Genomic DNA, 24,176 nt, shown 5'->3' with positions numbered 1-24,176 from the left:
TGAAGATGACTATACCTCCACTTCCCGCGATCATGCTCGAACCCTTGGTGCGCACTGCTCTGCTTGAGGATCTCGGGCGTGCCGGCGACGTAACGACGGATGCTATCGTCCCGGCGGACATGCACCAGACCATGGTCTTGAATGCGCGCGAGGCGGGCGTGGTGGCGGGGCTCGATCTCGCCGTGCTGGCCTTCCGGCTGCTCGACCCCGCGATTTCCGTACACAAGCATGTCGGCGATGGCGGCAGGGTTGTTGCCGGTCAGGCCATCGCAACCGTGTCCGGTCCCGCCCGTGGGCTTCTGACGGGAGAGCGCACCGCGCTCAACTTTCTATGTCATTTGAGCGGCATTGCCTCGGCCACCCGTACCGTTGTCGATGCGGTGCAGGGAACCCGCGCCCATATTGTGTGCACGCGAAAAACGACACCGGGTCTGCGGGCGCTTGAAAAGCACGCCATACGCCTCGGCGGCGGGTCCAATCATCGCTTCGGTCTCGATGATGCGGTTCTGATCAAGGACAATCACATCGCCGTGGCGGGCGGTATCGTTCCGGCGATGGAGCGGGCGCGCGCCCATTGCGGCCATATGGTCAAGATCGAAGTGGAGGTCGATACGCTCGCGCAGCTTGAAGAAGCGCTCGTCATGAAGGCCGATGCAGTATTGCTGGACAATATGACGCCGGCAACGTTGGCCGAGGCCGTCGCCATGGTGGGTGGCCGGGCCGTAACGGAAGCATCCGGCCGTGTCTTGCCTCAGACGGCGCCCGCAATCGCCGCCTCGGGCGTCGATCTCATTTCCATTGGCTGGCTTACGCACAGCGCACCGATCCTCGATATCGGGCTTGATTATCCGGCTGCCTGATAGGGGCGCTTGGGCGCGCCTCACAGCTTCAGGACGGCAACCGATGCCTCGCTGTTGTGCACATAGTCGTTGGCGTCCGGCTGGCGTTGAACAAGCAGCAGGAACAGAAGGTCCGTCAGCGCCAGCTGCGCGTCGCGCGCGGTGATGGCGGAAGAGCGCGCCCGTTCCTCGTCCGCCACGGTGTAGAGCCGTATATCGGCGACATTCATCAGCGGGTTTTCCTGAAGCCGCGTTACCGAAATCACAGTCGCGCCGCGTTTCGCCGCAAGTTCGGCGATCCGCAGCGTCTCGATGCTTGTGCCTGAATAGGAGAGGGCGAACAGCACGTCGCCGGTCCCCAGTGCCGAGACGCTGCCCATCTGCACATGGCTGTCGCTGTCGTGAAAGGCGTAGCGCCCAAGCTTCTGGAGCTTGTAGCTGAAATCCCGCGCCACCAGAGAGGAAGCGCCCACGCCTGCCATATGCACGCGCGGAGCCGCGTTCAGCGCGTCGAGGGCTTTGCCTATGCCTGCCTCGTTGTTGGCTGCGATGGTCTCCTGAATGGAGAGCAGCTTGCTGCCAATGAGCTTTTGCAGCACCACGCCAAAGCTGTCGTCCATCTCGATGGTGCTGTGGATCATGCCGGCGGGAACGGACCATTCCCGCGCATTGGCCTGGCTCACGGCAAGCTTGAGATCCTGATAGCCGTCATAGCCGAGCTTCTGGCTGAACTTGACCACGCTGGACTGGCTGCGTCCCGTTTCGGCGGCAAGAGCGGCCGAGGAGAGCCGCAACATGTCGTCGGGATTGTCGAGGATGAACTGCCCGATCTGCCGGTCGGCAGGCGCCATGCTGTCCAGTTTCGCGCTGATGATCTTGAGAATGGACATGAGTCTCTTCCGGGTCTGTGGCGAGAGGCAGTTTTAATCTGGCGGTGACTGGCCTTGCAGCCTGGGCATCGGGAAGCCGCCCGCAACGCCGATCCTCATGTAGGAATAATATATTCCGTTGAGTGAGTGAGCAACGGAATATATCAATAGTTCCGAAGATGGAGGCGAGCGGCATGGACAGATTGCGCATTACGGGCGGGCAAAAACTGCAGGGCACGGTCACCGTGTCGGGCGCAAAAAACGCCGCCTTGCCACAGATCGCGGCGGCGTTTCTCAGCCCCCATCCGCTGGAGCTCACCAACCTTCCGCAGGTTTCGGACGTGGACAACATGCTCCAGGTTGCGGCTCTCTACGGAGCGGAGGTGGAGCGCGGCGCGCATGCAACAACGATTGATGCGGGCTCTATTCGTTCGTGCGAAGTATCTTACGACACGGTGCGGCGCATGCGGGCCACGGTGCTGTTTTTGGCGCCGCTTCTTGCTCGTTTCGGTTCTGCGCGGGTGTCGTTGCCGGGCGGCTGCGCCATCGGCGCGCGTCCGGTGGACATGCATATCAGGGCACTCGAAGCGCTGGGCGCTTCCATCGACATCGAAAACGGCCTGATTGTAGCCAGCGCATCGGCTGGCCTGAAGGGCGCGCGCGTGGTTCTCGCCTCGCCATCCGTGGGCGCCACCGAGACCGCGATGATGGCCGCGACCATGGCAAGCGGGGAAACGGAAATCCTGAACGCCGCACGTGAGCCGGAAGTGGCGGACCTTGCCGCCTGTCTCGCCGCCATGGGCGCACATATTGAAGGTGCAGGCACGCACCGGATTCTGATCGCCGGTGGAACCGAATGGAAACCGGCAAAGCATCATGGCATTCCGGACCGCATCGAGGCCGGCACCTACGCGGTTGCCGCGGCCATCACCGGCGGCACGCTTGAACTTACCAATGCGCGGATTGAAAACCTTGCGGCAGTGATCCAGCTGCTTGAGGCGATGGGAACGAATGTCTGGCCAAGCAGCCGCGGTCTCGTCGTGTCACGCAACGGCCCGCTCCAAACCGCCGATATAACGACCGAACCTTATCCCGGTTTCCCGACCGACCTTCAGGCGCAGTTCATGGCGCTTGCCTGCATTGCGGAGGGTACGTCGCTCATCCGGGAAACCATCTTCGAAAATCGCTTCATGCATGTGCCCGAGCTGATACGCCTTGGCGCTGAGATAAGGCTTCAGGGTACCACCGCAGTCATTCACGGCGGCAAGCCTCTCAAGGGGGCTCAGGTCATGGCCACCGATTTGCGGGCATCGGTTTCGCTGGTGCTCGCAGCTCTTGCTGCCGAGGGAGAGACCGTCATCAACCGGGTCTATCATCTCGACCGTGGGTATGAGCAGCTCGACCGCAAGCTCGCCCAGTGCGGCGCCCATATCGAAAGGCTGCGCGACTAGATCATGAGCGAAGCGACCGCAAACGAACATTACTATCTCGGTGTCGATGGCGGCGGTACGGGCTGCCGCGCGCGCATTGAAAACGAGGCCGGCGAGGTGTTGGGACAGGGGCTGTCCGGCCCGGCCACCACGCGGCTTGGCATCGCCGAAGCCTGGGCTTCGGTTGCGCGGGCTTTCGAGGCGGCGATTGCCGAGGCGGGGCTTTCGCAAGACGCTGTATCACATATGCGTGCTGGCATCGGTCTGGCCGGAATGACGCGCAAGGGGTCGCTCGAGGCGCTGCGGGAGATTCCGCATCCCTTCGCGAGTATCGATTTCGTCAGCGATGGCATTGGTGCCTGTCTCGGGGCGCATTCCGGTCTCGACGGCGCCATCGTGATCGCCGGAACGGGCTCCGTGGGCCTCGGCATTGTGAACGGCCGGCAATTGCGCATGGGCGGCTACGGCTTCCCGATCTCGGATGAGGGCAGCGGCGCCGATATCGGATTGATGACATTGCGGTTTGCATTGCAGGCGTATGATGGCCGCATCGAATGTGGCCCCTTGCTGGGAGAGGTGCTGCGCCGCTTCAACAATGATCCGGCGGAGGTGGTTCACTGGATGGACCGCGCCACCGCCACCGACTACGCCACCTTTGCGCCCATGGTGCTGCGCCATGCCGACCAGGGCGATGCTGCGGGCAGGCGCATCGTGCAGATGGCGGCATCCCAGATCGATATGCTGGTGCGCGGCCTTTTCGATCAGGGCGCGCCCCGGGTCACCCTTCTGGGTGGTCTGTCCGGCCCGCTCGAACCCTGGCTCTCTCCCGATGTGCGCCGCCGCCTCAAGCCAGCGGATGGCGATGCCGTTTCCGGAGCGATAATCCTTGCCCGGCAGGGCATGAAACGCAAGGAGCGGAATTCAGATTAGGAATACATTATTCCTAATCTGAATTGACTCTTGGAATTTTCGATTATACCCCTTTCAGTCAGGACAACAGGGAAGGCGTCAAAACAACAATCGGCGCCAGACGTGGCCCCGCTCGATGCGGGCTGTTTCGGATGCGTCCGGAGCGCCGTGAGGCGTTCCGGCGCCATCGTCCCTTGATGATCCCGGTGAGGCCGCTCGTTCCGGCGTTGCGGCTTCATTTCCATCGACCAGGTTTCGTAAGAGAGTTTCGAGAGCAGACATGAGTGAAGAAGCGTTGATGTCCGAACTGGGAAGTCTGGTGTCGGAGGGGCGCAATCCCCGGACGATGCAGATCGACCTGCAAAGCACTCCCGAAATCCTCAAGCTCATCAACGATGAGGACAAGGGCGTCGCACACGCCGTCGAAAAGGTGCTGCCGGAAGTCGCTGCTGCTGTAGACAGGATCGTCGAGACGTTTCACAAGGGCGGCCGCCTCATTTACATCGGTGCTGGCACCAGTGGCCGGCTCGGCGTTCTGGATGCTTCCGAATGCCCGCCCACATTCAGCGTGCCGGAAGAGATGGTGTTCGGACTGATCGCCGGCGGCGAATATGCGCTGACCCATGCCACCGAAGGCTCGGAAGATGATCCCGACGAAGGGCGTCAGGCGCTCATGGACGTAAAGCTCGGGGCGCGTGACGTGGTGGTCGGCATCGCCGTCAGCGGCCGCACGCCTTACGTGATCGGCGCCTTGAAATACGCGAAGGAAGTGGGAGCCGGCACCATTGCGCTGTCCTGCAATCCCGGCTCTGTCATCGGGAAGATTGCGGACATCGCGATTGCCCCAGTGGTCGGCCCTGAGATTCTGACCGGCTCGACACGGCTCAAATCGGGCACGGCGCAGAAACTCGTTCTCAACATGTTGTCCACGGCCAGCATGATCCGCATGGGCAAGATTTACGAGAACCTGATGGTCGATGTCGCCATCAGCAATCAGAAACTCTTCGTGCGCGCCCAGCGCATTGTTATGGAAGCGACGGGCTGCGATGCCGAGGAGGCGAAGAACCATCTCATGGCATCCGGCAGCGATGTGAAGCTGGCGATCATGATGGCAATCACCGGGCTTGAAGCGCAGGAGGCCCGCGAGGCGCTGGCTGGGGCCGGCGGTTTTCTGCGAAAGGCCATCAACGAGAGACAGCACCAGGCCGCAGGGAATTAGAGCATTCAGCGGTCGGGCCGAAACTGCCCGGTCGCGCAGGACTTCACTGAAGACAAGGGTTTCGGCGCATTCGCCTGATGGCGTCAGGCAGTTCGCCGTTTCCCGGATTGGCAAGCGGGTCTAAAGATAAGCAGATATCGGATGACGGAAGGTTTGAGACTGCAGGGCATCCAATCTTCTCTAGAGGGAGCAAAACATGGGTAAGTCTTTCACGAAAACGCTGGTTTCGACGGTGGCGTTTGCGGTGGCGCTGGGCGCTGCGGGCTTTTCCGCAACCGCATCGGCGGCCACACTGCGCATGGCATGGTCGCAGGATGCGACGGGTCTCGATCCACACAAGCAGACGGCTTTCTCGTCGCTGCGTCTTCTCGAACTCGTTTATGAGCCGCTTGTGCGTCTCGACAAGGACCTGAAGATCATCCCGGCACTTGCCGATTCCTGGGAATTTTCCGAGGATGGCAAGACGCTGAGCTTCAAGCTCGATCCCGAAGCGAAGTTCCAGAACGGCAACAAGGTCGCGGCTGCCGATGTGAAGGCCTCATTCGAGCGCCTGATGGCTGAGGAGACGGGTGCAGCGGCCCGCGCCAACTTCCTGTCCATCGAAACGATCGATACGCCGGACGATACGACTGTCGTCTTCAATCTCTCGCAGCCGGATGTCCCGCTGCTGACGGCCATGACCAGCATCAACGCTGCGGTCGTTCCCGCCAGCGAGATCGAGGCCGGCACCATCGGCACCAAGGCAATCGGCTCGGGTCCTTTCAAGCTTGACCAGTGGGAGCCGAATTCGAAGGAAGTGCTGACGGCCAACAAGGAATGGGCCGGCGGCGAGGTGAAGGTCGATGGCATCAATGTCAGCGTCCTGCCCGACGAGACGGCGATTCTCGCTGCCCTGCGCACCAAGCAGATCGACTTTGCTCTGCTGAACGATCCGCTGGTGGCCACGCTGGTCCCGAACGAGGCCAGCCTGACGCTCGATCGCACGCCGGTGCTCAACTATCACGTTCTCCAGCTCAATCCATCGCGCAAGCCCATGACGGAGCTTGGTGTGCGTCAGGCAATCTCCTGCGCCGTGGACAGGCAGGATGTGCTCGACACCGCATTGCTCGGCGAGGGCAAGGTCTCCGGCCCGCTCACCATGCCGGCCTATGCGAGCGATCCCTCGCAGCTGTTCTGCTACGAGCGCGATGTGGAAAAAGCCAAGAAGCTTATGGCCGATGCCGGCTATGCCGACGGCTTTTCCGCGACCGTGATCGCCGCCACCGGCGAGCCGCCCACGGCTGCCGCCGAAGCTCAGGTCATCCAGTCGCAACTTGCCGAGATCGGAATCAAGCTCGACATCAAGATGATGGAGCTCAACGTCTATGTCGACACCTGGCTGAAGGGCGATTTCGACATGGCCGTGGCGCTTAATGGCGGCCGCGCCGATCCCTACTCCATGTACAATCGCTACTGGACCAAGGCCGGCAACCTCCAGAAGGTCGCCAACTATATCGACGACACGCTGGACGATCTGATGCAGAAGGGGCGCGTTGAAACCGATCCTGAAAAGCGCAAGGAAATCTTCGCGGCATTCGAAAAGCATCTCGCGGAAGTCTCGCCCTGGATCTGGCTCTACACCGCTTACAGCTACACCGCCCAGCAGAAGAACGTGACGGGCTTCGTGCCATCGCCGACCGGGTCGCTGTTCGGCCTGACGACGGTGACGGTTGGCGAGTGATCGCCGGCCATCTTTTCGTGCCGAGCGCCCTCGTGGTTCGACAAGCTCACCATGAGGGCCGTTGAAACGTCGCGCTTTGTGACGTTCACGCGCCAGTCTTCCAGTCGCCCTCTTGGTGAGCTTGTCGAACCACGAGGGCGCTTGGCGGAGACGGGACCATGCTCGTAACCGGGTACCGGAGCACGAGACGATTGCGAATTGAAGGACACGGGGTGAAACCTTCATGAATTATCTGACCCGAAGGCTTCTGACCTTTCCCCTGGTCATGCTGGGTGTATCCATTCTCGTATTCGTTTCGATCCGCCTTGTGCCGGGTAACGCCATCACGGCGATGCTGGGCACGGAAGCGGGGCTCCTGACGCCCCAGCAGCGTGCGGCGCTGGAAGCCTATTTCGGTCTCGACAAGAGCTGGCCCGTGCAATACGGCCATTGGCTGATGGGTGTTCTGCGGGGTGACCTTGGCATTTCCGTCACCTACGGCAAGCCGGTTCTGGATGTCATTCTCGAGCGCTTTCCGCTGACGCTGGAACTTGCTCTGCTGTCGATGCTGATCGCGCTGGCCATCGGCCTGCCCGCCGGCATCTTCGCCGCCACGCGCAACGAAAAACCCTCCGATCTGGGCGTACGAATCCTAGCCATGATCGGACAGTCGACGCCGAATTTCGTCGTCGGTCTTCTGATCATCTACATTCTGTCCGTGGGCTTCGGTGTGCTGCCGGTGATGGGCACCTTCACGCCGTTTTTCGAGAACCCGCTGGAGAATCTGGGGCAGCTCATCCTGCCCGCGCTCACGCTGGGCTTCGCCTTCGCCGCATCCGTAACACGCATTTCTCGCTCCTCCATGCTCGATGTGTTGAGCGAGGACTACGTGCGCACCGCCCGCAGCAAGGGCGTCCCCGCATTGAGCGTCATATGGCGTCATGCCCTGCCCAATGCGCTGATACCGGTCGTCACGTTGAGTGGCGTCGAGTTCGGTTATCTTCTTGGCGGTGCGGTGATCGTGGAACAGATTTTCGCCCTGCCGGGGCTTGGCCGCATGGTGCTCGATGCCATTCTGCAGCGCGATTATGCCTTGGTTCAGGGCAGCGTGCTCTTCATCGCGTTGAACTTCATGATCGTCAACCTGCTCGTCGATCTCGCCTATGCGGTGCTCGATCCGCGCATCCGGCTGGGAGACCGCTGATGGGTATCGTGAAAGCCATCTTCGCCCATCCGAGCGGCCGCATCGGCGGCACCATCGTCGGGCTCTATATCCTGATCGCCTTTCTCGGCATGGCCGGCATCACGCCGCACGATCCGCTGATGCAGTTTCGCGTAGACCGGCTGCATGCGCCAAATGCCGCCTACTGGATGGGGACCGATCTCTTTGGCCGCGACGTGGCGAGCCGTCTCATGGTCGGCATCGGCCAGTCCTTCGTGGTCGCCTTTGCCTCCGTCGCGCTGGCCGCCACAGCCGGTACGGTTCTCGGTCTTGCTGCTGCGTGGTTCGGCAAAGGGTGGGACGGGCTCATCATGCGGGTGATGGACGTGTTGCTGGCGTTCCCGGCCATTCTCCTGGCATTGCTTATCATTGCGGTCGTGGGGCCTGGAACCTGGACCAGCGTGATGGCCATCGCCATCGTCTACACACCCATCTTCACCCGGGTCGTGCGCGGTCCGGCCCTGTCGCTCAAGACACGGGATTTCGTGGATGCCGCCCGCACCTTCGGGTCCAGCCGGCACTATATCCTCACGCGTCATCTCATGCTCAACCTCGTCGCGCCGTTGACCGTTCAGGTAACGCTGGCGCTCGCCTGGGGCCTGCTCACGGAAGCGGGGCTGAGCTTCCTCGGTCTGGGCACCCAGCCTCCCGCCTCGTCCCTCGGCCTCATGTTGAGCGACAGCCGCAACCTGATGGAGACCGCGCCCTGGCTTCTGGTCTTCCCCGGCCTCGCCATCATGATCGGCATTCTGGGCTTCAACCTTCTGGGTGATGCTTTGCGCGACATTCTCGATCCCAAGACGCGGAGGGCCGTCGCATGAAGCCGCTTCTTTCCGTCTCTGGCCTGCATGTCGGTTTTGGCCGCGATCCGAGAGCAAATGAAATCGTCCATGGGGTGAGCTTCGATCTCGCAGCGGGAGAAACGCTCGCCATCGTTGGCGAGAGCGGGTCCGGCAAGTCGGTCACCGCCCTTTCCATCAACCGTCTCGTGGATTTCGGCGGCGGCCGCATCACCGGAGGTCGCATCGATTTCACGCGCGCCGACGGAACCGCGATAGATCTTGCGGGGGCAAGCGAGCGGGAACTGACGAAGATCCGTGGCGGTGAAATCGGCATGATCTTTCAGGAGCCGATGACGTCGCTGAACCCGGTTCTGACGATTGGCGAGCAGATTGAGGAATCCTTCCGCCTGCATCGCGGCCTGACGGGTCGTCAGGCGAAGGCTGCTGCCCGGGACGCGCTTGAGCGCGTGCGCATACCGGACGCTGCCCGCCGGTTGAAATACTGTCCGCATCAGCTCTCCGGCGGCATGCTCCAGCGCGTGATGATCGCCACCGCGCTCTCGTGCAATCCGCGCTTACTGATCGCCGACGAGCCCACCACGGCGCTCGATGTCACCGTGCAGGCGCAGATCATGGCGTTGCTTGCCGAATTGAAGCGCGAGACCGATATGGGCATGATCTTCATCACCCACGATATCGGTCTTGTCGCGGGCATCGCCGACAAGGTCATGGTCATGCAGGCCGGCGAGGCGGTGGAACAGGGCAGCCTCGATGAAATCCTCGACACGCCCAGACATCCCTATACGAAGCATCTCCTGAGCGCTGTGCCGCATTTCGAGGCGGGGCGTGCAGCGCGCAGGGATTACAGCCGTCCGAAGACGCCTGCCACACCGGCGCTGAAGGTGGAGGGACTGACCGTGCGCTTCCCCGTGACGGGTGGCCTACTGCGTCGCCAGACGGGTGCAGTGCATGCGGTCGATGGAGTGGATTTCGACCTGATGCCGGGTGAGACGCTTGGCATTGTCGGCGAGAGCGGTTCGGGAAAGTCCACCACCGCGCGTGCCATTCTCGGCCTCGTGCAGCCGATCCGCGGCGATTTCACCGCCAGCTCGAACGACCCGGCAAAGCCGGAGCGCAATGCCGTGCAGATGGTGTTCCAAAACCCTTACGCCTCGCTGAACCCGCGCCTGCGCGTCGACAGCATTTTGGCCGAACCTGTCGTCGCGTCGGGCCGGAAGGTGGATGCGGAAATCAAGCAACGCATGGAAATGCTTCTGGATCGGGTTGGTCTGCCCAGGAATGCGCTGGAGCGCTATCCGCACGAGTTTTCCGGCGGGCAGCGCCAGCGTCTGTGTATTGCACGCGCCCTGATGCTCAACCCGTCCGTTCTGGTGCTGGACGAGGCGGTTTCAGCACTCGATGTCTCCGTTCAGGCCAAGGTGCTGGAGTTGTTGGTCGATCTGCAACACGATTTCGGCCTCGCCTATCTCTTCGTCTCGCATGACATGGCGGTGGTGGAGCGCATCGCGCATCGCATCGCGGTGGTTTATGCAGGCCAGATCGTGGAAATAGGTGATGCAGCGGCGATCCTCTCGGACCCGCGACACTCCTATACGAAGAGTCTTATCGCGGCAGTACCCAGTATCGACCGGCGGCGCGAGCATTTTACGCTCGATACGCGCCAGGTGCCATCTCTGGTGCGTCCGCTCGGCTTCGAACCGCCACCCGCTGAGTGGCGCGACATCGGTGCCGATCACAGGGCGCGGCTGGAGGCTTGAGCGGGATGGGCGGAGCAGACGCGTCTGATCATCTCGAAGAGCGCTTTGAAAGAGCCTTCGAGCCGGTGGCAGAGGCCGTTGAGGCAGGCCGCATTCCGGGTGCGGTGCTTGGGCTGGTGGATGCTGCCGGAACGAGGATGCTACGGGCCGTAGGCCACGCCCAGACGGTTCCCATGAAGCGCGCCATGGCGGTCGACAGCTGGTTCGATCTTGCTTCGCTCACCAAGGTCATCTTCACCACGCCGCGCATTCTCGCCTATGCTCAAGCCGGGCGCATCGATCTCGATGCACCACTGATCTCGGTTCTGCCGGATCTGCGTCAGTATGATGCAGGCGCCTGGGAACGGCGCGTCACCTTCCGCGAATGCCTGGGTCACCAGACGCCATTCCCCTCCGTGGAGCCGATCTACACCTACGGCCGCGATCCCGAGCTTCTGCAGGCCTTCATTCTCCAGAGGGAATGGCGCAGGCTCGAAAAACCTGTCTATTCCGATATCAATTTCATCCTTCTGGGGTTTGCCATGGAACGGCTGGAGGGCAGGCGTTTGCGCATGTTCGACGCCGGTCCGGGCTTTGCCTTTTCCGCCCCGCCGGAAAATTGCGCGGCGACGGAGGATTGCACCTGGCGCCACCGCATCCTCTGCGGCGAGGTGCATGACGACAATTGTTCGGCGCTGGAAGGTGCTGGCCATGCCGGCCTGTTCGGCCTGGCGGACGCGATTCTCGGTTTCGCGCACGACCTCATGCGCGGTGACGCGGAAGGCGACGTGGCAGTCTCGCTCATGCGCACCCCGCTTTCTGAAAAGCGTACCCATGGCTGGGAACGTCCTTACGAAGGATGGTCGGGCGGCGCGTTGTGCAGCGCCGGTACGATCGGCCATACCGGTTTCACGGGGACCGGGCTCTGGATCGATTTCGAGCATGGCCGTGCCTGGACGCTTCTGACCAACCGCATTCATCCCACACGCCATTTCGACAGCGGCATCGCCACTCTCCGCCAGATGGTCGGAGACCGCATCAGCCAAGCCTAGGAGAACATCATGGGACAGACTTTCGAACCGATCTGGGCCGTTGGCCTGATGACCGGAACCGTCCTCGACGGCAATATCGATGTGGCGCTCCTGAAAACCGACGGCGAACGCATCGAAAGCTTCGGCAAGTACACGCTGGCACCTTATCCTCGCTCCACCCGGGATCTCCTGGAAGAGACATTGCAGGAGGCGCGCGAATGGAATTTCGAGGGAGATGAGCCGGCTATATTTCGTGAGGCCGAAGAGGTTCTCACGCGCGCCCAGTCGCAGGCCGTCCGCGATCTGGTGGAGAGCGCGGGCCTGAACATGCAGGATATCGGCATCGTCGGTTTCCACGGTCAGACGGTGCTTCACCGCGCCCCGCAGAAGGGGCGCATCGGCGAGACCCGCCAGCTCGGCGATGGAGCGTTGATGCATGCGCTTTTGGGCTGCAAAATTGCCTATGATTTCCGCTCCGCGGACATGCGGGCTGGCGGTCAGGGCGCGCCGCTTTCAGCGGCCTATCACGCCGCCCTTCTGCGTGACGTGGATCGCAGCGGCGAGACGGCAGTGCTCAATCTCGGCGGTGTCGCCAACATCACCTGGTGGGATGGCGCGGACGGCGTCATTGCCTTCGATACCGGCCCCGCCAATGCGCCGATCAACGATTTCGTGAAAAGCCTCGGGCTCGGCGAGATGGATCGCGACGGCGCGATGGCGCTTGCCGGCAGCGTCGACGAGGCCCGCCTCGTTGAACTCCTGAAGCATCCCTATCTTTCCGCACCCTATCCGAAATCGCTCGACCGTTTTGATTTTGGCGCCTCCATGGCCGATGGGTTGGACGCATTGACCGGTGCCGCCACGCTGACGGCGTTTACGGCTTCCGCCGTGGGCAAGGCGCTGGATCTTCTGCCACACCGTCCGCGCCGCCTCATCGTCTGCGGCGGCGGTCGCCATAATCCGGCGATCATGAAGATGCTGGGGAAGCGCGCCGGTGTCGAGGCAGTGCCGGCGGAAACCGTTGGCTGGCGCGGCGATGCGATCGAGGCGGAATGTTTCGCCTTTCTCGCGGTTCGCGTGCTGCGCGGCATGCCGATCAGCTTTCCCACCACGACGGGGGCACCCGAGGCTTTGCGCGGCGGCAGGGTTGCGGACTGATTATTCCGCGCGCCCTGCAAGCTTTTTCTGGAGGAAAGTCCGGCTGCGGCCCTCGGGAAAATCGGCAAGTGCTCCGAAGGGTTCGTAGCCCTGCCGCATATAGGCTTTCAGCGCCTGCGGGTTGAACGTGTCGATGAAGGCGCCGTGGCAGCCGCGGGTGATCGCCTCCGCCTCGGCTTCCTCGAGCATACGGCCCGCCATGCCTTCCCCACGCAGCGCCTGCGACACGAAGAGCCACTGGACATAAAGCCAGCCCCAGGCGGTGTAGCCGGAAAGGCCGGCAAGCACCGTGCCCTCGTCGTCACGCACGAAGATCGCCAGCGGCATCTTGCCTGAAGCCCCGACATCGCTGTCGTTGAAATCGGAAAGGCTGCGTTGCAGGAAGTCGAGATCCCGCGCCATGGGCGCAGCGGTTTTTTCCAGGGTGAAAGCCATGCGGTGATATCCATTGGTGAGCCAACTCGCATATCGCAGATAAGCATGTGCTCTGCCACCGCAAACCGGAGTCCGGACTTGCCGCTGGCGATGGGGGCGTCGTAATCAAGATATGTGTGATTTGATTGCCATGGGGAGGACTGGATGCAGGAAGATGTTCGCGGCGCTCGGATTCTGACCATCGTCCTCAACCCGGCTGTCGACTATTCAAGCCGCACGGAGGTCGTGCGGCCCACGCGCAAGGTGCGTGTCTCGCATACGCGCCGCGATCCGGGCGGTGGCGGCATCAATGTGGCAAGGGTGGTGGGGCGTCTGGGCGGCAATGCGGAAACGCTTCTGATGGCCGGTGGCGAGATCGGCGCGCTTCTGGAACGGCTCGTCCGCGAGGAGGGCATTGCCTGCCAGACCCTTCAAATCTCGGGGCAGACGCGCATCGGTTTCACCGTTTACGAGGAAAGCACGGGCCTGGAATACCGCTTCGTGCCGGAAGGGCCGGTCGTTGATGAGGCCGAGATGGCGGCTTGTCTTGAAGCCATCGAGAACCACGAAGCCGCCTATGTGGTGGCGAGCGGAAGCCTGCCCGCAGGCGTGCCGGACGACACCTATGCCTTGATGGCCGAGCGCGCGGCGCGGCGCGGCGCGCGGTTCGTCCTTGATACTTCGGGCGCTGCGCTGCGCGCCACGCTGGAGAAGGCGCGTGTCTTCATGGTCAAGCCGAGCCGCGAGGAACTGGAGCAATATGTTGGCGAAAAGCTCGATGAAGAAGGGCTGAAGCACGCGGCGCTCGAGATCGTCGAGCGTGGCGCCGCTGAATTCGTTGCCGTGACGATGGGGGCCGATGGCGGCTTGCTCGTCAGCGATAAGGGTGTGCTGCGCGCGCCTGCCGTTCATGTGCGTGTGCGTTCCGCCGTCGGGGCGGGCGACAGCTTTGTCGCCGGCATGGTGACCGCCCTTGCCCGCGGCGATGCGGTGGAAGCGGCCTTTCGTCTGGGCATTGCAGCGGGTGCTGCCGCCGTAATGACGCCGGGCACCGAATTGTGCCGCCGTGACGATGTGTTCGAGCTGCTTGGCAAGGTGGCGATGCAGGATGCGCTTTCGGCCATCCCGTAACCGGGCTTGGCTTCTTTCGACATTTGACCCGTATCAAGGCGAGGTCTTCATCGCTGCTTCATCCTGCCGCATCGGGAGCAATTCCAGCCGGAGCGATGAACAAGCAGGATATGACCAAGCCGGTATTTTCAGCGCAGGACGTTACCAAGGTCTACCGCAGCGGCGATGTGGAAGTGCATGCGCTGCGCGGGGTCAGCCTTGAGCTTTTCGAAGGCGAGATGGCGGTTCTGCTCGGTCCGTCCGGCAGCGGTAAATCCACATTTCTGAACATCATGGGCGGGCTGGATCAGGCAACGCGCGGGACGGTTCGCTTCCGCGATCTCGAGCTGACGGCCTGCTCCGAAAGCCAGCTCACCCGATACCGTCGCAATCACGTCGGTTTCGTTTTCCAGTTCTACAATCTGATCCCCAGCCTCACCGCCTGGGAAAATGTGTCGCTTGTCACCGAGATCGCCCGCGATCCGATGGATCCTGGTGAGGCGCTGGAGCTGGTCGGTTTGAAGGAGCGGATGCAGCATTTCCCCGCCCAGCTCTCGGGCGGAGAGCAGCAACGGGTCGCGATTGCCCGCGCCATCGCCAAGAAGCCCGAAGTGCTCCTGTGCGACGAACCCACCGGCGCCCTCGATTCCAAGACCGGCATTTTCGTGCTCGAAGCGCTGTCGCGCATCAATCGCGAGCTGGGAACCACCACGGCCCTGATCACGCACAATGCGGGCATTCAGCGCATCGCCCACCGGGTGTTTTCCTTCCTCGATGGGCGCATCGCCGAAACGCGCGTCAACGAAACCCGCATAGAGCCGGCCGATGTCACCTGGTAGCTTTCTCGGCACGCTCGACCGCAAGCTGCTGCGCGATCTCGCACGCATCTGGAGCCAGTCGCTGGCGATTGCCCTGGTCATGGCCTGCGGCGTGGCCACGCTGATCATAGCGCTCGGTGCCTATCGCGCCCTGGAGGAAACGCGATCCGCCTTTTACGATCGTTACCGCTTCGCTCATGTCTTTGCGAGTGTCACGCGCGCGCCATTGAACCTGCGCGCGGCAATTGCGGGGTTGGACGGCGTGAGCGGCGTCGAGTTGCGCATCGTGCGTCCCGCCGTGCTCGACATGCAGGGCATGGCGGAGCCGGCCACGGGCGTTGTCGTTTCCATTCCCGATGTGGGGGAACCCGCCGTCAACCGGCTCTATATCCGCTCCGGGCGTCTTCCCTCGGCTGTCCGCCGTGGTGAGGTTGCCGTCAGCGAGAGTTTCGCGACAGCCCACCGCATGGAGCCCGGCAGCACGTTCAGCGCCCTGATCGACGGCCGCAAGCAGACCCTGACCGTCACGGGTATCGTGCTGTCGCCCGAATACATCTATGCGCTTGCACCGGGCGACATGGTTCCCGATCAGCGCCGCTTCGGTGTTTTCTTCATGCCACGGACCGTGCTTGCGGGCATCGCGGAAATGGACGGCGCCTTCAACGATGTGGCTCTCCGCGTACGGCGCGATGCAAAACCGGCCCAGATCATCGATGCGCTGGACGATCTTCTCCGTCCCTATGGCGGCAGAGGCGCTTATGAGCGCGCCGATCAGATGTCGCACGCGTTCCTGGACAACGAGTTGGTCCAGTTGCGCGCCTCGGCCATTGTCGTGCCGCCGATCTTCCTGTTCGTCTCCGCTTTCCTGGTGAACATGATCCTGTCGCGGATGATCGCCCTGGAGCGCGAACAGATCGGGCTTTTAAAGGCGCTGGGTTACGGCCGCGCGGCCATTGCCGGCCATTATGCAAAACTCGTGGTGCTCATCTGCCTGTGCGGTGTTATGCTCGGCTTTGCCGCCGGAAACTGGCTGGGGTTCGGTCTGACCCGGCTTTATGCGCGTTTCTTCTCGTTTCCGTTTCTCATCTTCCCGCAGAACGCGGATCTTTATCTCATTTCGGCGGGCATCACGGTTGCGGCGGCATTGGCCGGCGCAACGCGCGCAATCTGGGGTGTGGTCGCCTTGCCTGCCGCAGTGGCCATGCGCGCGCCCGCCCCAACCCGTTATCGCTCGGTTCTGGCGGGTGGGCGCTTGCTGCATCTGTTGTTTTCGCAACTGACGGTCATGGCATTGCGCCACCTGTTCCGCTGGCCCGCGCGTTCGGCGCTCACCACGCTGGGCACCTCGCTGTCCGTCGCACTCCTGGTGACGGCTCTGTTCTCTTTCGATTCCGTCGACTTCATGGTCGATACCGTCTTTTCGCGCACCGAGCGGCAGCATGCCACGCTGACCTTCGGCAACGATCGCTCGCCGCGCGCCTTGCAGTCGGTGGAAAAATTGCCGGGCGTCCTTCGCGCAGAACCCTTCCGGGCAACGGCAGTCAAGCTGCGCAACAAGAACCACGAAAGGCGCATGTCGATCCTCGGATTGCCGGCGCAGACCGACCTGCAACGGATTCTGGATCTCGATCTGCAACCCGTTCGCCTGCCGGAGCGCGGCCTGCTCGTTTCCGAGCGCGTTGCAGACGTTCTCAAGCTGGGGCTCGGCGATCGCGTGGAAGTCGGTCTTCTTGAACATGGCGGTCGCAGTGTTTTCGTGCCCGTCACCAGTATCGTGCAAAGCTATGTCGGATTGACCGCGGTGATGGACATTGGCGCGCTCGACCGCCTCATTGGCGACGGGCGGCGCATTTCAGGCGCTTACATTTTGGCCGATTCCAGCAAGCTGGAAACACTTTATCGCGCAGTGAAGCAGACACCGGCGATTGCGGGCATCGCCTTGAAGGAGATTTCCCGCAGCCGCTTTCGCGAAACCATCGGCGAGAACATCTCCATCATGATGTCGGTCTATGTCGGACTTGCGGCCATCATCACCTTCGGGGTGGTCTACAATTCGGCGCGCATCCAGTTTTCCGAGCGCGCGCGCGAATTTGCGAGCCTGCGTGTACTGGGTTTCACACGCGCCGAGGTATCGGCGGTCCTGGTGATCGAGCTCGCCCTGATCGTATTGGCTGCCCAGCCGCTCGGCTGGCTGCTGGGATATGGATTTGCCTGGCTCGTTGTGGAGGGATCGCAGAGCGATCTCTTCCGCATTCCCTTCATCATCGAAACATCCACCTTCGCGGTTGCAAGCCTTGTGGTCCTTGGCGTTGCCGCGATCTCGGTGCTTTTCGTGCAACAGCGTGTCAACCGGCTCGACATGGTGCGGGTCCTCAAGACGCGGGAGTGACAGAATGAACCGCAACTGGATCAAACCTGCGGGCCTCGCGGCCGTCGCCATCGCCATCGTGGGCGGCTTCGTCTATGCGCTGCGCGAAGAGCCCGCTTTGGTCGACACTGCTCAGGTTTCCCGAGGCCCGATGCAGGTAAGCGTCCGCGAGGAAGGCGTGACGCGGGTGCGCGAGGTCTACACCATCTCCACTCCCATTGCGGGTCATCTGGCGCGCACCCTTCTTGAGGAGGGAGACCGTGTGGAGGCTGGCCGGACGGTCGTTGCTTCCATTCATCCGCTCGACCCGCCGCTGATTGACGAGCGCACCAAGGCCGAGCTTCTGGCAGCGCGCGATGCGGCCGAGGCGGCTGTGCGCATTGCCGATATCGAACGTGTCCGTGTGGAGACGGCATTGCGCCTTGCCCGCGATGAGCTGGAACGTGCGCTGAAGCTGCATGGTCCCGGCATCATTTCGGAAAGCTCCATGCAGAAGGCCGAGAACGAGGTCGATCTTCTGGAAGCGCAAGTGGATGCGGCCACCGCGACAATCAACCTGCGCAAGGCGCAGCTGGCAAGCGCCGAGGCAAGCATGATGCAACCGACTTCCGCCGAACGCGGCACGGAAGGCTGTTGCGTCAATCTCCACGCTCCTGTCGATGGCGTCGTCTTGCAGATGCTGGCCAAGAGTGAGCAGGCGGTGGCAAGCGGATCGCGGATCGCTGAGATCGGCGATCCGCAGGATCTGGAAGTCGTTGTCGATCTCCTGTCCTCCGATGCCGTGCAGATCGCGCCGGGGGCAAGAGCTCAGGTCTCCGATTGGGGTGGAAGCGCGGTGCTGGCCGCGCGGGTCAAGCGCATCGATCCCGCAGCCTTCACGAAGGTCTCCGCGCTTGGCATCGAGGAGCAGCGCGTCAATGCGGTGCTCGAACTGGAGGACAGGGATGCTCGCCTTGGCCATGGATATCGCGTGTTTGCGGAGCTGGTCGTCTGGGAAAGCGGCGATAGTCTGCGCGTGCCGATCAGCGCTCTTTTCCGTGCAGGCCGGGAATGGCGCGTATTCGCGGTGAAGGACAACCGGTTGAGGGAAGTGTCGGTCACGCTCGGTCACATGAACGACGAGATAGCCGAACTCCTCTCCGGGCTGGGGGAAGGGGAGACGGTGGTTGTGCATCCCGGCGACACGCTGGCGGAAGGCTCGCTGGTCGCGCCGCGTGGGCAGGAAGGTTGAGAAAGGTGATCGGCGATGCCTGATGGAGCAGGTGCTGAACCGGGATGGGAGCGGATAGCCAGCGCTCCCTTCGATGCGGATATCGAGCTTGCCGTGATCAATGAGGACGGCGAGGCGATGCTCGCCTTTCCTTGCCGGCGTATGCCGGACGGCTGGGTGAATGCAGTCACCGGCGAAGCCGTCGAGATTCACCCCACCCATTGGCGGGTCTGGGAGACAAGCTCACAAAGGTGATGGGTGAAGTTTGCCGCCCGCGATGCACTTTGCAGTCAGGCGGTTTACCTGACTGCAAAGTGCGCTTGTATCGAGCGTTCAGACTGCCTCAGCGTGCGACGAAGGTGGGCAGGCTGGGCTCCGAAGTCAGCGAATGCGTGACACCACCGAAGATGCGCTCGCGCAGGCGCGAATGCCCGAAGGCTCCCATGACAAGCAGATCGGCGTCATTGTCGCGCGCATGCCTTGCGATCACCTCCGCAATGGTATGTCCGGAGGAGGGGAGCCGGTCGATGGTGACCTTGGCGCCGTGGTGAGCGAGATAGGCAGCCAGATCAGCACCCGGTTCCGCCCCGTTCCCTTCATCGCCTGCTTGCGGATCGACCATGACGATATGCACATCCTCCGCCACGCCGATAAGGGGCAGTGCCTCGCTCACGGCTCGAGAAGCTTCGAGGCCCGAATCCCACGCAATTACCACCGTCTTTGGCGCAAGGCTTGGCGTGGCTCCTTCGGGCACGATGAGAGCTGGCTTCTGCGCAGCGAAGAACAATCCGTCGAGAACGAGTTTCTTCAATGTATGGGTGGCACCGAGTTCCGGGCCGATGAGGGCAAGGTCCGCATAGCGCGCACGCAGCCCCACCACATCGTCGGCGGATGCCTGTTCGCAGTAAACGGGATTGACCTCTGCGGATATTCCTTCCTTGGCAACCAGCTGGCGTATGGCGGTCGCTCTTTCGGAAAGGATCCCCATGTCCCGCTCGCGCTCCTCCGCCCAGATGTCGGAAACGGCAGCGCCATATTCGCCGATAGGCGGCGGCGCGGCGAGCGCGAGAACCATAACGGCTAGGTGCGCGCTGTTTTCGCGGCAGAGTTCCATAGCCTGTTTGATATCGGAATCGGACTGTTCGACACCGACCACACTCAGAATGGTCTTGAAGCTCATTTTGATCTCCTCGCGCATTTTCAGCCGGAGCGCTGTTGCTCCATCTCTGAATGATGCCGCCATATAAAAATCTCGTGCAATTCAGGCAAAACGAAGCCTGCCGGAATTGCTCCATGTCGGGCAAAGACACATCCAGTTTAGGGCGCTGCGAGCTCTCCGCCTTGCGCTGGATCAAGTCAGTGGGGCGCTTGCAGGCTGCCGGATGGGCGGATGCGCAAGGCGCGCAAGGCATTCAGAATGACCGCGACATCGATCACTTCCTGAAGCACGGCGCCTTGCACGGGGGTGAGATAGCCGACTGCGGCAGCCACCATGCCGGCAACCGAGAGACCGATGCCCGCGGCGACGCTTTCCAATGCAATGCGCCGCGCGCCATGCGCCACCTCAAGGCCGGGAAGCAGCCGGTCGAGGTCGTCAACGAGGAGAACGACATCGGCGGCTTCCGCGGAGGCCGCCGCCCCGCGTGCCCCCATCGCGACGCCGATATCTGCGGCTGCGAGCGCCGGCGCGTCGTTGACGCCGTCGCCCGCCATCATCACCGGGCCGTTCTTGTGCTCGGTGAGCACCAGTAGAACCTTCTGGTCGGGCGTAAGCTCGGAGCGAATGGCGTCGAGCCCCAGTCCGTGGGCAACGGTTTCGGCGACATCGCGCCGGTCTCCGGTCGCAAGAAGTATCCGTTCGACGCCCGTGCGTCGCAGACCGTCGAGAAAGGTGCGCATGCCGGGGCGCAGCGTGTCTGCCATCACCAGATGGCCTGCAAGAACGCCGTCCACCGCCACCGCCACCACAGCGGCACCTGGCGTGCGCATAGGCCGGTCCGTGACAGGATCGGCCGCAATGGAGTTCATCACGAAGGCGGGGCCACCAACCACGATCCGCCGTCCGTCGACCAGGCCGATCACGCCTTCGCCCGCCGCTTCGTTCGTTTCCTGCGGAGGCGGCAAGATGGTTCCCCGGTCGCGTGCATCGGCGACGATTGCCTGCGCCATGGGATGTTTCGAAGCCTGATCCAGTGCCGCCGCGAAGTAGCGCACCTCGTCTTCCTTGAAGCCGTTGCGCACATCCACCGATACGATCTGCGGACGGCCGTTGGTCAGTGTGCCGGTCTTGTCGAGGATGATGGTTTTGATCTGCGCCATCGTTTCGAGCGGCTTGGCGCCCTTGATGAGGACGCCGTAATGGGCTGCACGCGAGAGGCCTGCAACAAGCGCTACGGGTACGGCGAGAATGAGAGGGCAAGGGGTTGCCACCACAAGCACGGCCACCGCGCGGATCGGATCGCCGGTGAACCACCATGCGCCGCTTGCAAGCACAACCGTGATAAAGAGAAACAGCAGCGAATAACGGTCCGCGAGACGCGACATGGGCGCCTTGGAGCGTTGCGCCTCCTCCACCAGCCGCACGATGCCGGCATAGGTGCTTTCCTGCGCCCGGCGCGTGGCGCGCATGTCGAACGCTTCGCCGGCATTGGTCGAGCCGCTCATGATCTCATTGCCGGCAGCAAGGCTCACAGGCATGGATTCCCCGGTCAGGGCGGACTGGTCGAGAAGCGCCCGCCGGCTTTCGACGATCCCGTCGACGGGAGCGATATCACCCTGGCGGATCAAGAGCCGGTCGCCCGGTGCAAGCGCGTCGAGCGGCACATCCTCAAGCTTGCCTTCCCGATAGCGCGTTGCTGTACGCGGGACGCGTTCGAGAAGTCCGCGCATTTCGCGCCGCGCCCGCCCTTCGGCAAAACCCTCGAGAAACGTGCCGCCTGAATACATCAGCGCCACCACCGAAGCGGCCAAGGCCTCGCCGAAAAGCAGCGCTGCGGACATCGACAGGGCGGCGATGATGTCAAGTCCCACTTCGCCACGCCGCAGGCTGGCGACGATCTCCACGATGAGCGCCGCAAGCACAGGTACGACCCCGAAGGTCCAGCAAAGCCGGGCTGCGCGCTCGAAACCGGAAAAATGCAGTATGAGTCCCGCGAGGAGGCCGCAAAGTGCGAGGCCAAGAAGCGCGGTTTTGAACCAGTCGCGGGCTTGTCGATCCATGGCGCTCCATCCTGTTGATTTTCCGCAGCGAAGCGGAGCCGGACTCCCATCCGCCGGCAAGGCGCCCACTCCGTCAGGACAGGCACCTTACCTTGAATGAGTAGCAGTGGCCTTGCTGGCTGGTCCAGCATCATTGAGCGGGCAAATGAGCACAGCGTTGCGAAAGCGCGCGGATAGCAGGAACGCGCGATCCTGAGCCGCATAAATCAGGTGAAAACAGCCCCATCCTTCCCTGCGGTCGTTTTCGCGAGACGGTGAAATGCTTTAAAGCCGGCGCGATATCTCCATCGGGACGCTTCAATGCTTGAAACCATCTCCCCCATGGGCGGCAATGAGCCGCTCCCGGCCTACCTCGCGCGCCAGAAGGATGCCGATGGCGCGGCCGCCATCGTGCTTGCATTGGCACGGGCGCTGCCCCCGCTTGCCGACAGGGTGTCCGCCGAGGCGTTGCGAGGCGAGCCCGGAGCGGTTGTCGGTATCAACAAGAGCGGCGACGAACAAAAGGCTCTCGATGCGGAAGCCCACGATCTCATGATCGATGTTTTGCGCAGGGCTGGTGTCCGTCAGGTACTGTCCGAGGAGGCGGAAGAGGTTATTCATCTCAACGCCGAAGGGCGTTTCGACGTGGCGATCGACCCCATAGACGGATCGGGGAATATCGGCGTCGGCGCACCGCTTGGCATGCTCTTCTCGATTCTTCCTGCCGCGGAGGGCGGCTTCCTGCGTTGCGGGCGGGCGGTCGTTGCGGCCGGATATGCTTCGTTCGGACACTCGACGGATATCGGTTTCAGCCTGGGCGAGGGCGTTACCATTGCCGTCTTTGACCGTTCCGTCGGCGATTTCCGGGTGACGCGTGAGCGTCTGCGGCTTTCTCCCTCCACGCGCTCTGTGGCTTACAATGCCTCCAACGAACGCCATTGGCCTGAGGGGCTGCAGCGCTATGTGCGCGATCTTCTTGCGGGCAGGGAAGGGCCGCGAGGCAAGGATTTCAACATGCGCTGGCTGGCCGCCGCCGTGGGCGATCTGCATCGTATTCTGCTGAAGGGCGGGGCGTTCATGTATCCCGCCGACGGCCGGCCGGGCTATGCCAGAGGGCATCTGCGGCTCGTCTATGAGGCGGTCCCCGTCGCCTTCCTCATGGAACAGGCCGGTGGGCTCGCCACGAATGGTCGGACGCCGATACTGGACCTTGTGCCGGATGAATTGCACGCGAAGACGCCGCTTCTTTTCGGTGCCGCCGAGGAAATCGAAACGCTTTGCGCCTATCTGGCTGCCGACCCCGCACAACTGTAGGGGCCGGCATAGCGCGCCTTATTTTCCGAGTTCGATGGAGCGCCTGCGCGCCGCCTCCACAGCTTCGGTGACGAGGTCGAGCAGGCGGTTATCGCCCATCAGGATGTTGAGGGCGGCAGCCGTTGTTCCGTTCGGGCTGGTCACCTGTTCGCGCAGCCTGCCCGGTTCCTCGTCGCTTTCCTTGGCAAGGTTCGCCGCACCATAGACCGTCTGCATGGCGAGAAGCTTCGCTGTATCCTTGGGGAGGCCCGCTTTCTCACCCGCTGCCGTAAGGCATTCGATGAAGTGAAATACATAGGCGGGGCCGGAGCCGGAGACCGCAGTCACCGCATCCATCAGTTCCTCGTTTTCGATGGTCGCGATGGCGCCGCTCGTTGCAAGCAATTCGCTGGCGAATTGCTTTGCCTCTTCGGTCACGTTGCGGTTGGAAAAGAGCACCATCATGCCCTTGCCGATGGCTGCCGGCGTGTTCGGCATGCAGCGCATCACGCTGGCGTGGCGTCCCAGCATCTCCTCGAAACCGGCAGTCCCGAGGCCCGCGACCACGCTGATGAATGTCGCCTTGCCCGTGTGGCTCGCATAGGCTGGCGCAATGTCACGGATGATCTGCGGCTTCACCGCGAAAACGATGAAGCCGGCGCTGGGAGAAACTTCGTCTGCCTTGGTGGCGGTGTTCACGCCGAGAGCGGCAGCCCGCTCGCGCAGCCCATCATTCGGTTCCACCACGGTGGTGTCGGACGCGGCGAGCTTGCCCGAGGCGATCCAGCCTTTGAGCATCGCATACCCCATATTGCCGCAACCTACGAGAACGACCGACTTGCCCATTTTA

At 62.6% G+C, this 24,176-nt stretch carries 21 protein-coding genes; 16 read left to right on the top strand and 5 right to left on the bottom strand.

Features of this window, described 5'->3' with window-relative positions:
• Positions 1-5 precede the first annotated feature (5 nt).
• A complete protein-coding gene (nadC, locus tag NA8A_RS18710; protein ID WP_009451942.1) occupies positions 6-860 on the top strand; it encodes a carboxylating nicotinate-nucleotide diphosphorylase in 855 nt (284 codons plus the stop codon).
• Between the two features lie 20 nt (positions 861-880).
• On the opposite strand, the gene NA8A_RS18705 is transcribed toward nadC, so the two are convergent.
• Positions 881-1,729 (bottom strand): MurR/RpiR family transcriptional regulator, encoded by an 849-nt coding sequence (locus NA8A_RS18705; protein ID WP_009451941.1) that lies wholly within the window; start codon positions 1,727-1,729, stop codon positions 881-883.
• 173 nt (positions 1,730-1,902) lie between these two features.
• Here NA8A_RS18705 and murA point away from each other — a divergent pair, with 173 nt between their 5' ends.
• The 9 genes from murA (at position 1,903) to NA8A_RS18660 (ending at position 12,915) form a co-directional block, all read left to right on the top strand.
• Positions 1,903-3,159 carry a UDP-N-acetylglucosamine 1-carboxyvinyltransferase gene (gene murA, locus NA8A_RS18700; RefSeq protein WP_040673091.1) on the top strand — a complete coding sequence of 419 codons (1,257 nt, stop codon included), beginning with the start codon at positions 1,903-1,905 and terminating at the stop codon, positions 3,157-3,159.
• A 3-nt stretch (positions 3,160-3,162) separates the two neighbouring features.
• On the top strand, positions 3,163-4,068 hold the full coding sequence (locus tag NA8A_RS18695; protein WP_009451939.1) for a glucosamine kinase nucleotide-binding domain-containing protein: 906 nt from the start codon (positions 3,163-3,165) through the stop codon (positions 4,066-4,068).
• Positions 4,069-4,327: 259 nt separating this feature from the next.
• The gene (gene murQ / locus NA8A_RS18690; protein ID WP_040673051.1) at positions 4,328-5,266 is read left to right on the top strand and encodes an N-acetylmuramic acid 6-phosphate etherase; all 939 of its coding nucleotides are present in this window, start codon (positions 4,328-4,330) and stop codon (positions 5,264-5,266) included.
• 196 nt (positions 5,267-5,462) lie between these two features.
• Positions 5,463-6,986, top strand: coding sequence for an ABC transporter substrate-binding protein (locus NA8A_RS18685; RefSeq protein ID WP_009451937.1), 1,524 nt, complete (start codon positions 5,463-5,465; stop codon positions 6,984-6,986).
• Positions 6,987-7,209: 223 nt separating this feature from the next.
• Entirely contained in the window at positions 7,210-8,169 is a 960-nt protein-coding gene (locus tag NA8A_RS18680; protein ID WP_009451936.1) for an ABC transporter permease, read from the top strand.
• Positions 8,169-9,008, top strand: coding sequence for an ABC transporter permease (locus NA8A_RS18675; RefSeq protein ID WP_009451935.1), 840 nt, complete (start codon positions 8,169-8,171; stop codon positions 9,006-9,008). The genes NA8A_RS18680 and NA8A_RS18675 overlap by 1 nt, the downstream gene beginning before the upstream one ends.
• Positions 9,005-10,747, top strand: coding sequence for an ABC transporter ATP-binding protein (locus NA8A_RS18670; RefSeq protein ID WP_009451934.1), 1,743 nt, complete (start codon positions 9,005-9,007; stop codon positions 10,745-10,747). The genes NA8A_RS18675 and NA8A_RS18670 overlap by 4 nt, the downstream gene beginning before the upstream one ends.
• Positions 10,748-10,752: 5 nt before the next feature.
• The gene (locus tag NA8A_RS18665; RefSeq protein ID WP_009451933.1) at positions 10,753-11,778 is read left to right on the top strand and encodes a serine hydrolase domain-containing protein; all 1,026 of its coding nucleotides are present in this window, start codon (positions 10,753-10,755) and stop codon (positions 11,776-11,778) included.
• Positions 11,779-11,787: 9 nt separating this feature from the next.
• Positions 11,788-12,915 carry an anhydro-N-acetylmuramic acid kinase gene (locus NA8A_RS18660; RefSeq protein ID WP_009451932.1) on the top strand — a complete coding sequence of 376 codons (1,128 nt, stop codon included), beginning with the start codon at positions 11,788-11,790 and terminating at the stop codon, positions 12,913-12,915.
• Here the strand turns inward: NA8A_RS18660 and NA8A_RS18655 are convergent, their stop codons facing one another.
• Positions 12,916-13,350 carry a GNAT family N-acetyltransferase gene (locus NA8A_RS18655; protein WP_009451931.1) on the bottom strand — a complete coding sequence of 145 codons (435 nt, stop codon included), beginning with the start codon at positions 13,348-13,350 and terminating at the stop codon, positions 12,916-12,918.
• Between the two features lie 144 nt (positions 13,351-13,494).
• Here NA8A_RS18655 and NA8A_RS18650 point away from each other — a divergent pair, with 144 nt between their 5' ends.
• The 5 genes from NA8A_RS18650 to NA8A_RS18630 all read left to right on the top strand — a co-directional run bounded on the left by NA8A_RS18650 (position 13,495) and on the right by NA8A_RS18630 (position 19,090).
• Positions 13,495-14,460, top strand: a complete 966-nt coding sequence (locus tag NA8A_RS18650) for a 1-phosphofructokinase family hexose kinase (RefSeq protein WP_009451930.1) — start codon at positions 13,495-13,497, stop codon at positions 14,458-14,460.
• Between the two features lie 110 nt (positions 14,461-14,570).
• Complete coding sequence (locus NA8A_RS18645; protein WP_040673090.1) at positions 14,571-15,278, top strand: ABC transporter ATP-binding protein; 708 nt, start codon at positions 14,571-14,573, stop codon at positions 15,276-15,278.
• Positions 15,265-17,646: an ABC transporter permease gene (locus NA8A_RS18640; RefSeq protein ID WP_009451928.1), complete on the top strand. Its 2,382-nt coding sequence runs from the start codon at positions 15,265-15,267 to the stop codon at positions 17,644-17,646. Before NA8A_RS18645 ends, NA8A_RS18640 begins: the two co-directional genes overlap by 14 nt.
• A gap of 4 nt (positions 17,647-17,650) precedes the next feature.
• Complete coding sequence (locus NA8A_RS18635) at positions 17,651-18,856, top strand: efflux RND transporter periplasmic adaptor subunit (protein WP_009451927.1); 1,206 nt, start codon at positions 17,651-17,653, stop codon at positions 18,854-18,856.
• A 15-nt stretch (positions 18,857-18,871) separates the two neighbouring features.
• Positions 18,872-19,090, top strand: a complete 219-nt coding sequence (locus tag NA8A_RS18630) for a hypothetical protein (RefSeq protein WP_009451926.1) — start codon at positions 18,872-18,874, stop codon at positions 19,088-19,090.
• An 88-nt stretch (positions 19,091-19,178) separates the two neighbouring features.
• Here NA8A_RS18630 and NA8A_RS18625 read toward each other — a convergent pair whose 3' ends face one another.
• Together NA8A_RS18625 and NA8A_RS18620 are read right to left on the bottom strand one after the other, a co-directional pair.
• Complete coding sequence (locus NA8A_RS18625) at positions 19,179-20,015, bottom strand: universal stress protein (RefSeq protein ID WP_040673088.1); 837 nt, start codon at positions 20,013-20,015, stop codon at positions 19,179-19,181.
• 176 nt (positions 20,016-20,191) lie between these two features.
• Positions 20,192-22,054 carry a heavy metal translocating P-type ATPase gene (locus NA8A_RS18620; protein ID WP_009451924.1) on the bottom strand — a complete coding sequence of 621 codons (1,863 nt, stop codon included), beginning with the start codon at positions 22,052-22,054 and terminating at the stop codon, positions 20,192-20,194.
• Between the two features lie 300 nt (positions 22,055-22,354).
• Here NA8A_RS18620 and NA8A_RS18615 point away from each other — a divergent pair, with 300 nt between their 5' ends.
• Positions 22,355-23,347, top strand: a complete 993-nt coding sequence (locus tag NA8A_RS18615; protein ID WP_009451923.1) for a class 1 fructose-bisphosphatase — start codon at positions 22,355-22,357, stop codon at positions 23,345-23,347.
• 18 nt (positions 23,348-23,365) lie between these two features.
• Here NA8A_RS18615 and proC read toward each other — a convergent pair whose 3' ends face one another.
• Positions 23,366-24,172 (bottom strand): pyrroline-5-carboxylate reductase, encoded by an 807-nt coding sequence (proC, locus tag NA8A_RS18610; RefSeq protein WP_009451922.1) that lies wholly within the window; start codon positions 24,170-24,172, stop codon positions 23,366-23,368.
• Between the last annotated feature and the right edge of the window lie 4 nt (positions 24,173-24,176).

Source organism: Nitratireductor indicus C115 (assembly GCF_000300515.1).
In the GTDB taxonomy this organism is placed as follows: domain Bacteria; phylum Pseudomonadota; class Alphaproteobacteria; order Rhizobiales; family Rhizobiaceae; genus Nitratireductor; species Nitratireductor indicus.
This window is presented reverse-complemented; position numbering and strand designations above follow the sequence as displayed.

What these genes read in the sequence shown, in the direction of transcription:
- nadC (WP_009451942.1), top strand. Translation starts at nt 6, where the DNA reads ATGACTATACCTCCACTTCCCGCGATCATGCTCGAACCCTTGGTGCGC.
- NA8A_RS18705 (WP_009451941.1), bottom strand. Translation starts at nt 1,729, where the DNA reads ATGTCCATTCTCAAGATCATCAGCGCGAAACTGGACAGCATGGCGCCT.
- murA (WP_040673091.1), top strand. Translation starts at nt 1,903, where the DNA reads ATGGACAGATTGCGCATTACGGGCGGGCAAAAACTGCAGGGCACGGTC.
- NA8A_RS18695 (WP_009451939.1), top strand. Translation starts at nt 3,163, where the DNA reads ATGAGCGAAGCGACCGCAAACGAACATTACTATCTCGGTGTCGATGGC.
- murQ (WP_040673051.1), top strand. Translation starts at nt 4,328, where the DNA reads ATGAGTGAAGAAGCGTTGATGTCCGAACTGGGAAGTCTGGTGTCGGAG.
- NA8A_RS18685 (WP_009451937.1), top strand. Translation starts at nt 5,463, where the DNA reads ATGGGTAAGTCTTTCACGAAAACGCTGGTTTCGACGGTGGCGTTTGCG.
- NA8A_RS18680 (WP_009451936.1), top strand. Translation starts at nt 7,210, where the DNA reads ATGAATTATCTGACCCGAAGGCTTCTGACCTTTCCCCTGGTCATGCTG.
- NA8A_RS18675 (WP_009451935.1), top strand. Translation starts at nt 8,169, where the DNA reads ATGGGTATCGTGAAAGCCATCTTCGCCCATCCGAGCGGCCGCATCGGC.
- NA8A_RS18670 (WP_009451934.1), top strand. Translation starts at nt 9,005, where the DNA reads ATGAAGCCGCTTCTTTCCGTCTCTGGCCTGCATGTCGGTTTTGGCCGC.
- NA8A_RS18665 (WP_009451933.1), top strand. Translation starts at nt 10,753, where the DNA reads ATGGGCGGAGCAGACGCGTCTGATCATCTCGAAGAGCGCTTTGAAAGA.
- NA8A_RS18660 (WP_009451932.1), top strand. Translation starts at nt 11,788, where the DNA reads ATGGGACAGACTTTCGAACCGATCTGGGCCGTTGGCCTGATGACCGGA.
- NA8A_RS18655 (WP_009451931.1), bottom strand. Translation starts at nt 13,350, where the DNA reads ATGGCTTTCACCCTGGAAAAAACCGCTGCGCCCATGGCGCGGGATCTC.
- NA8A_RS18650 (WP_009451930.1), top strand. Translation starts at nt 13,495, where the DNA reads ATGCAGGAAGATGTTCGCGGCGCTCGGATTCTGACCATCGTCCTCAAC.
- NA8A_RS18645 (WP_040673090.1), top strand. Translation starts at nt 14,571, where the DNA reads ATGACCAAGCCGGTATTTTCAGCGCAGGACGTTACCAAGGTCTACCGC.
- NA8A_RS18640 (WP_009451928.1), top strand. Translation starts at nt 15,265, where the DNA reads ATGTCACCTGGTAGCTTTCTCGGCACGCTCGACCGCAAGCTGCTGCGC.
- NA8A_RS18635 (WP_009451927.1), top strand. Translation starts at nt 17,651, where the DNA reads ATGAACCGCAACTGGATCAAACCTGCGGGCCTCGCGGCCGTCGCCATC.
- NA8A_RS18630 (WP_009451926.1), top strand. Translation starts at nt 18,872, where the DNA reads ATGCCTGATGGAGCAGGTGCTGAACCGGGATGGGAGCGGATAGCCAGC.
- NA8A_RS18625 (WP_040673088.1), bottom strand. Translation starts at nt 20,015, where the DNA reads ATGAGCTTCAAGACCATTCTGAGTGTGGTCGGTGTCGAACAGTCCGAT.
- NA8A_RS18620 (WP_009451924.1), bottom strand. Translation starts at nt 22,054, where the DNA reads ATGGATCGACAAGCCCGCGACTGGTTCAAAACCGCGCTTCTTGGCCTC.
- NA8A_RS18615 (WP_009451923.1), top strand. Translation starts at nt 22,355, where the DNA reads ATGCTTGAAACCATCTCCCCCATGGGCGGCAATGAGCCGCTCCCGGCC.
- proC (WP_009451922.1), bottom strand. Translation starts at nt 24,172, where the DNA reads ATGGGCAAGTCGGTCGTTCTCGTAGGTTGCGGCAATATGGGGTATGCG.